Source organism: Williamsia sp. 1135, from assembly GCF_002095395.1.
Lineage (GTDB): Bacteria > Actinomycetota > Actinomycetes > Mycobacteriales > Mycobacteriaceae > Williamsia.
In genome coordinates this window covers 162,035-168,034 of the sequence record NZ_MJEI01000098.1, presented here as the reverse complement: position 1 = coordinate 168,034, position 6,000 = coordinate 162,035, and the positions used below count along the sequence as shown (strand labels likewise).

The 6,000-nt window shown below is 64.5% G+C and carries 5 protein-coding genes; 3 read left to right on the top strand and 2 right to left on the bottom strand.

Features of this window, described 5'->3' with window-relative positions:
- Positions 1-14 precede the first annotated feature (14 nt).
- Entirely contained in the window at positions 15-362 is a 348-nt protein-coding gene (locus BFL43_RS17805; protein ID WP_084889720.1) for a hypothetical protein, read from the bottom strand.
- Positions 363-462: 100 nt separating this feature from the next.
- Here BFL43_RS17805 and BFL43_RS17800 point away from each other — a divergent pair, with 100 nt between their 5' ends.
- Complete coding sequence (locus BFL43_RS17800; RefSeq protein WP_084889713.1) at positions 463-1,605, top strand: IS630 family transposase; 1,143 nt, start codon at positions 463-465, stop codon at positions 1,603-1,605.
- A gap of 42 nt (positions 1,606-1,647) precedes the next feature.
- The gene (locus BFL43_RS17795; protein WP_084893812.1) at positions 1,648-3,126 is read left to right on the top strand and encodes an NAD(P)/FAD-dependent oxidoreductase; all 1,479 of its coding nucleotides are present in this window, start codon (positions 1,648-1,650) and stop codon (positions 3,124-3,126) included.
- Between the two features lie 10 nt (positions 3,127-3,136).
- Here BFL43_RS17795 and BFL43_RS17790 read toward each other — a convergent pair whose 3' ends face one another.
- On the bottom strand, positions 3,137-4,375 hold the full coding sequence (locus tag BFL43_RS17790; RefSeq protein ID WP_084893811.1) for an alpha/beta hydrolase: 1,239 nt from the start codon (positions 4,373-4,375) through the stop codon (positions 3,137-3,139).
- 112 nt (positions 4,376-4,487) lie between these two features.
- Between BFL43_RS17790 and BFL43_RS17785 the strand changes: the two genes are divergently transcribed.
- Positions 4,488-5,918, top strand: coding sequence for an MFS transporter (locus BFL43_RS17785; protein ID WP_084893836.1), 1,431 nt, complete (start codon positions 4,488-4,490; stop codon positions 5,916-5,918).
- Positions 5,919-6,000 lie beyond the last annotated feature (82 nt).

Sequence of the window (6,000 nt, the reverse complement as noted above, 5' to 3'; positions counted from 1 at the left end):
AGTGGTCTGAGCCGTTAGTTCGTCGGGGGTATTTGCCAGGCTGTCGGGTCGCCGAGGTAGAGCCCGCATGCGGTGTCGAGTGCGTCTTCAGGGCTGCCGGTGAAGTCGCCTGTAGGCAGCAGCGAATCTTCGTACTTGCCCTTGGACGCGAGGTGGATCGCGAAGCCCCATCTGCTAGCGGAGCCGTTGTATCGCAGCCGCATCAACACCAGGACCGACTCGTCCGGTAGTACACCGTCGACGTAGGCGAACGCGCCACGAAATCGGACGTTGACTCGCGCGAGTTGCGGCCACCTCGTTCGGGCGTGGCCGCTGAGCTTGAGGCGCAGTGAGCTTTTCGTCGATTCCGGTGGTGTCGGCACGCATCCGATCGTGCCCGATCCGTGTGGTCCACCCAACATTTCGCGGATCATCGGCGTGCCGCGGCCCGAGACAGGTGTGACTCAGGTGTCCTTTTGAGGCATGAGTGACAAAACCGCTCGACCCTCGGCCTGCGTGATCGTCCTGTCCACCAGCGACCGTCAGGTTCTCGAAACATGGGTGAGGTGTGGGTCGACACCGCAGAAGACAGTGCTGCGGTCTCTGATCGTGCTGCTCGCCGCGGACGGCTGCACCAACGCAAGTATCGCCATCGAACTCGACGTTCATCCCGACACGGTCCGTAAGTGGCGCAGCCGGTTCCACCATCACGGTATCGATGCCCTCGCCGACGCACCACGGTCGGGCCGGCCACCGATCTACACCCCCGCTGACATCGCTGCAGTGAAAGCGTGGGCGTGTCAGATCCCGGCCGATCACGATATTCCGATCGCACGGTGGTCCACCCCGGAACTCGCCGCCCAACTCGCACGCGACGGCATGACCGTCTCGGTGTCGACGGTGCGCCGGTGGCTGGACGAGGATGCGCTCAAACCGTGGCAGCATCGCTCCTGGATCGCCGCCCGCGACCCGAACTTCGAGATGAGAGCATCTGTCGTTCTCGACCTGTACGCACGCCGCTACGCAGGCAAACCGTTGGGCAGCAACGAGTTTGTGATCTCGGCCGATGAAAAGCCGTCGATCCAAGCCCGCGACCGCTGCCACCGCACCACCGCCGCCGCACCAGGTCGCCCGATGCGCGTCAGCCACGACTACCGCCGCCGCGGCGCGCTCACCTACCTCGCTGCCTACGACGTCCACACCGCACGGGTCTTCGGCCGCTGCGAGCAAAGCACCGGCATCACCGAGTTCACCGCCCTCGTCGATCAGGTCATGACGAGCGAACCGTACGCGTCCGCCGACCGGGTGTTTTGGGTCGTCGACAACGGCTCCTCGCACCGCGGACAAGCATCGATCGACCGCCTCACCGCCCGATACCCGAACGCGGTCATGGTGCACACCCCGGTGCACGCATCATGGCTCAACCAAGTCGAGATCTACTTTTCCATCGTCCAACGCAAAGTCCTCACGCCCAATGACTTTCCCGACCTCACCTCAGTCGAGAACCGGTTGCACACCTTCGCCGAACGCTACAACCGCACCGCCGAACCCTTCGCCTGGAAATACACCCGCCGGGACCTCCACCGCCAACTCAAACTGATCGATCAAAGCAGCGAGGCGGCATGACCCCCCGACGAACTAACGGCTCAGACCACTAAGCTCGACAGCGTGCCGAACACACCAGATCATGTCGACGTCCTGATCATCGGTGCCGGTCTGTCCGGCATCGGTGCCGCCTGCCACATACGGGAGAAGTTCCCCACTCGGACCATGGCGATCCTCGAAGCCAGGTCGGTGTCCGGTGGGACGTGGGACCTTTTCCGGTACCCCGGGATCAGATCGGACTCCGACATGTTCACCCTCGGATACCGCTTCCGCCCGTGGTCGGACGACAAAGCCATCGCCGACGGACCGTCGATTCTGCAGTACGTGCGCGACACCGCCGACGAGTACGGCGTCGACAACGACGTCCGATACAACCGCCGGGCAATCCGGGCCGAGTGGTCCAGCTCGTCGCAGTCCTGGACCGTGACGGTAGAGCACACCGACACAGGTGAGACCTCCACGGTCACTGCGGGTTTCGTCATGTCATGCAGCGGTTACTATCGGTACGACCAGGGGTACACGCCGGAATTCCCCGGCGTCGAGGAGTTCAAGGGCACCATCGTCCATCCCCAGCACTGGCCCGACGACCTCGACTACACCGGTAAGAAGGTCGTGATCATCGGCAGCGGGGCCACCGCCGTCACCCTGGCGCCGTCGATGGCCGCGGACGCGGCGCACGTGACCCTGCTGCAGCGGTCACCGTCGTACATCATCTCGGTTCCGGCCAAGGACGCCCTCGCCAACCGGTTACGCCGCCTGCTCCCTACGTCCATCGCGTACTCGGTCTCCCGCGGCAAGGCGATCGCGGTGTCGACCGCGTTGTACCAACTGTGCCGGAGGTTCCCGAACTTCATGCGTGCCCGCATCCGCGACATGCAGGTACGTCAGCTGCCGGATGTCGACGTCGACACCCACTTCAACCCGCGGTACGACCCGTGGGATCAGCGACTCTGCCTCGTCCCGAATAGCGACCTCTTCCGCGCGATCCGCCAGGGGTCGGTGTCGATGGCGACTGACACGATCTCGACATTCACCCCGGGCGGGATCGATCTCGAATCAGGACAGAAACTGTCGGCCGACATCATCGTCACGGCGACCGGACTCAACCTGCTCGCGCTCGGTGGCCTGACTTTCGTCGTCGACGGCGAAGAGGTCATCCTCCCCGAGACGATGACCTACAAGGGCTTGATGCTCAGCGGTATCCCGAACTTCGCGTACATCGTCGGTTACACCAATGCGTCCTGGACCTTGAAGGCAGATCTGGTGTGCGACTACGTCTACCGATTGCTCCGATACATGGACGCAGGCGGGTACGGCAGCGTGGTAGCCAGAAGAGATCCGTCGGTGGAGGAAGAACCCTTCCTCGATTTTGCGGCCGGTTACGTGCTGCGGTCGGTGAACACCTTCCCGCACCAGGGCTCGCGGGCACCGTGGCGTCTACGGATGAACTACTACCGCGACGTGTTCACGCTGCGCCGGGGTTCCGTTGCCGACGACGCCGTCGAGTTCGCGCCGAAGCGGCCCGAGCTGACGGACGCCTGAAGTCGCACCCTCACGACCCCGTCAAACGGCGCACCAACCACGCGTAGACAGCGTCGCTGTTGAGCAGGGTGAAGTGATGTGCCGAGGCGAGGTGCATGCCGGCATCTTCGGCAAAACCGATGTTGCGACGCCGATCTCGGCCGCCTGCGCTGCCGTGGAGGACCAGCCCGTCGCCGATCACCCGACCGAGGGGGTGGCTCGCGCTCCTGGTGATGGTTGCCGAGACAAAACTGTGTTGGGCACCGACATGCAGGGGGACCTCGGCGATCGCCGCCTGACGCAAGGCGTCGAGATCCCGATCACGCCAGTCCTCGTCGACCAACGACCCGGCGTGCAAATCGCGGATACCGCCGCTGCGGCGATGGAGCAGGTTGCCCAGCGGCCGTGACTCGGGGATTCGTCGGAGCGCTGCCGTCGCGAGGTGAACAGTCCGCGCCAAGGGCGCGCCCAGGTGCGGCGAACCGAGGCAGACGATGTGACGAACCTTGGTCGCCCACTCGTGGCCCATCAGAGCAGCTTGATGGACCGCACTGCGTGCCACCAGACCGCCCATCGAATGGCCCACCAGAACGATCTGATCCACCGGAACCGGCCAGTTCGCCACCACCTCGGCGATGAGCCGCCCCAGGTCCGCACCGTTTTCGGAGATATGCCTGCCGGTGTTGTAGCGGATCTGCAGGTCCGTGCACTCCAGATCGCTCGCCAGCCGACTGCCATAGGTCGGGGTTCCACCGATCTCCCAGGCGAATTCCGTCTCCATCAGTCCGTGGAGGAAGAAAACGAGGTCGGGTGTGGCATCTGGGTGGTCATGCGCCAACGACTCCCGGTCCAGCCTGCAGGCTTTGCCGTCGATCCGTATCGACATCTCTTGAGCGAGTGGCGAATGCGCGTCGGCGAGGGCGTCCCCGATCAACCCTGTCAGCGCACCCAATGCGACCGCACCTCGCTTGGTCTGCGACAACGTCGAACCATGTCCGTCGATGGTCCGCGATGCGACCTCGGCGGCGACCGAACAGCCTGCGGCGATCGAACGATAGGTCCCCTCGGCGATGGTGTTGTGCATCAGCTGCGTCGGTGCGGCGAACCCGCCCACTCCCAACCGCACCGCAGAGAACACCCGATCGGCGATGGCCCGGTGCATCGCACCGATTCCCCGCGTCGCCTTGCCGACCTCGATGAAAGCCAGTTCCGCGAGCGCCCGGACCTCATCGGTTTCGACGTCCTGACTTGTTTCGATGACACCAACCATGCATCTCAGTGTACAGTCGTACACTCGATTGTCATGTGCGATCGTGGCGGCGAGCCCCGAAGTTGAGCCACCGAGCGATCCTGCGAGGCCGATCTGGGGTTACCGTCGCTCCATGGGAACTGCCGCTGTCGGACGATCCTCGACGACACTTGTGATGGTCGTCGCGATCCTCGCGTCGTTCGTTGCATTCCTTGATGGCTCGGTGGTCAACCTGGCCCTGCCGGCGATCTCCGAGGACCTGGGCGGCGGACTTGCAACCCAGCAGTGGGTCGTCGACGCCTATCTGCTCACGCTCGGGGCGTTGATACTCGTCGCCGGAGCGATTTCTGATGCGTTCGGACGGCTGCCGGTACTGCGTATCGGCCTGCTCGTGTTCGGCCTCTCGTCGCTTGCGTGCACGCTGGCCCCTACTGCGGAGGTCCTCATCGTCGCTCGTGGGTTCCAAGGGGTCGGTGCGGCACTCCTGGTCCCGAGTTCGCTTGCGCTGATCAACTCCGGCGTCGGACCAGACGAGCAACCAAAGGCGATCGGCACGTGGACCGCATGGACGGGGACAGCCTTCGTCGTGGGCCCACTCCTCGGCGGAGTCCTGGTGGACACCCTGAACTGGCGCTGGATCTTTGCGGTCAACGTCGTGCCGGTCGTCGTGACGCTCATTCTGTCCAAACGGCTTGTCGAGCCGCCGCGGACGGCGACGCGACCCCGCATCGACGTGCCCGGCGCAGTTCTCGCCGCCGCGGGTCTGGCGGGAACCGTGTACGCACTGATCGAAGGGCAGCGATTGGGACTCGCCGAACCCGTTGTGGCCGTTGCCCTCGGCATCGGTGTCGCGTGTCTGCTCGGACTGGCGTGGCGCGAGACGCACACTGATCACCCCATGATCCCGCTGCGAATGTTCACGGTCAGGAACTTCGGGGTCGGGAACCTGGCCACCACCTTCATCTACGCGGGGGTGTCGATGGGGATGCTCGTCGTGGCCCTGTTCCTGCAAGAGGTCGCGGGATTCTCAGCGCTGACTGCAGGTCTGGCGACCCTGCCGGTGCCCGTGCTCTCGTTTCTCATCGCCCGCCCGGTCGGCGTGCTCGCCGGGAGGTACGGCCCGCACCTGTTCATGGCGGTCGGACCGATCATCGCCGGGGTCGGCTTCCTACTGATGCTCACCACGGGACCGGACTTCCAGTTCTGGACCCAGATGTTCCCCGGACTCGTCCTGTTCGGTATCGGCCTATCGGTCACCGTCACCCCTCTCACCTCGGCGATACTCGCGGCCGTCGACCGAGAACAGAGCGGTATCGGTTCCGCCATCAACAACGCGATCTCCAGGGTCGCCGGTCTGGTGGCCGTCGCCTGCACCGGAATCGTCGTGAGTGGTCAGCTCGACTATGCGGGTTTTCGCCGAGTCGCACTGGTGACCGCCGTGCTGTTCATCGCCGGCGGCATAGTGTCCGCGGTGGGAATACGGAACGGCGAGCACCATCCCGACCGGGTAACCCCGGAGGCGGCGGCCGCATGCTGCGACAAGGTCACCGCCCCACCCCGATGATGGGTTGTTGTGGCGAACATAACCCCAGGTCAGGTTCGCCAAAACGACACATTTTCGGGGGGTCGGGTGGAAACATCGGATC

What these genes read in the sequence shown, in the direction of transcription:
- BFL43_RS17785 (WP_084893836.1), top strand. Translation starts at nt 4,488, where the DNA reads ATGGGAACTGCCGCTGTCGGACGATCCTCGACGACACTTGTGATGGTC.
- BFL43_RS17800 (WP_084889713.1), top strand. Translation starts at nt 463, where the DNA reads ATGAGTGACAAAACCGCTCGACCCTCGGCCTGCGTGATCGTCCTGTCC.
- BFL43_RS17790 (WP_084893811.1), bottom strand. Translation starts at nt 4,375, where the DNA reads ATGGTTGGTGTCATCGAAACAAGTCAGGACGTCGAAACCGATGAGGTC.